A 1,443-nucleotide genomic window follows, 5' to 3' on the forward strand; every position below is an offset into this window, starting at 1 on the left:
TTGTCTGCCAGCGGCACAGGCGGCATCAACTTCGAGCTGCCCACCTTGTTTGGCGACCTCAACGGCGACCGCGTGCTGAGCGAGCGTGAAGACGCAGCCCTGAGCGTGACCTTGAACGCCGCAGCCTCAGACGTGGCAGGCATTGCCAACAAGGCAGACGCCTTGTCTGCGATGGGCATTGACCACATCGACCTGGGCGGCAGCAACAACGTGTCAGTGAGCATCGATCAGGTCGAGGCCAACGCCTTGATCCATGCTGGACTGGACTTTGCAGCGGGCGACACCATCACGCTGAACGTGGACACAGCTGCCTCGGGCACGCACCTGAGCAACAGCCTCAAAGACCTGAACAAGCTGGGCGTGGACGCCATCATGGTGACAGGTGGCGACCAGATCAACGTGGACCTGGGCGCAGGGGCCTTGTCTGCCAACGGCACAGGCGGCATCAACTTCGAGCTGCCCACCTTGTTTGGCGACCTCAACGGCGACCGCGTGCTGAGCGAGCGTGAAAACGCAGCCCTGAGCGTGACCTTGAACGCCGCAGCCTCAGACGTGGCAGGCATTGCCAACAAGGCAGACGCCTTGTCTGCGATGGGCATCGACCACATCGACCTGGGCGGCAGCAACAACGTGTCAGTGAGCATCGATCAGGTCGAGGCCAACGCCTTGATCCATGCTGGACTGGACTTTGCAGCGGGTGACACCATCACGCTGAACGTGGACACAGCCGCCTCGGGCACGCACCTGAGCAACAGCCTCAAAGACCTGAACAAGCTGGGCGTGGACGCGATCCTGGTCAGCGGCGGCGACCAGATCAACGTGGACCTGGGCGCAGGGGCCTTGTCTGCCAGCGGCACAGGCGGCATCAACTTCGAGCTGCCCACCTTGTTTGGCGACCTCAACGGCGACCGCTTGCTGAGCGAGCGCGAAGACGCGGCCCTGAGCGTGACCTTGAACGCCGCTGCCTCAGACGTGGCAGGCATTGCCAACAAGGCAGACGCCTTGTCTGCGATGGGCATCGACCACATCGACCTGGGCGGCAGCAACAACGTGTCAGTGAGCATCGATCAGGTCGAGGCCAACGCCTTGATCCATGCTGGACTGGACTTTGCAGCGGGCGACACCATCACGCTGAACGTGGACACAGCCGCATCGGGCACGCACCTGAGCAACAGCCTCAAAGACCTGAACAAGCTGGGCGTGGACGCCATCATGGTGACAGGCGGCGATCAGATCAACGTGGACCTGGGTGCAGGTGCCTTGTCTGCCAGCGGCACAGGCGGCATCAACTTTGAGCTGCCCACCTTGTTTGGCGACCTCAACGGCGACCGGGTGCTGAGCGAGCGTGAAGACGCAGCCCTGAGCGTGACCTTGAACCGCCGCAGCCTCGAGACGTGGCAGGCATTGCCAACAAGGCAGACGCCTTGTCTGCGATGGGCATCG

The 1,443-nt window shown here is 62.6% G+C and carries 1 protein-coding gene; it reads left to right on the plus strand.

Going from position 1 to position 1,443, the window contains the following annotated elements:
• On the plus strand, positions 1-1,443 hold a 1,443-nt coding region (locus H663_RS41845), incomplete at both ends, for a hypothetical protein (protein ID WP_165803984.1).

Origin of the sequence: Limnohabitans planktonicus II-D5, from assembly GCF_001270065.2 — a bacterium.
GTDB lineage: Bacteria > Pseudomonadota > Gammaproteobacteria > Burkholderiales > Burkholderiaceae_C > Limnohabitans_A > Limnohabitans_A planktonicus.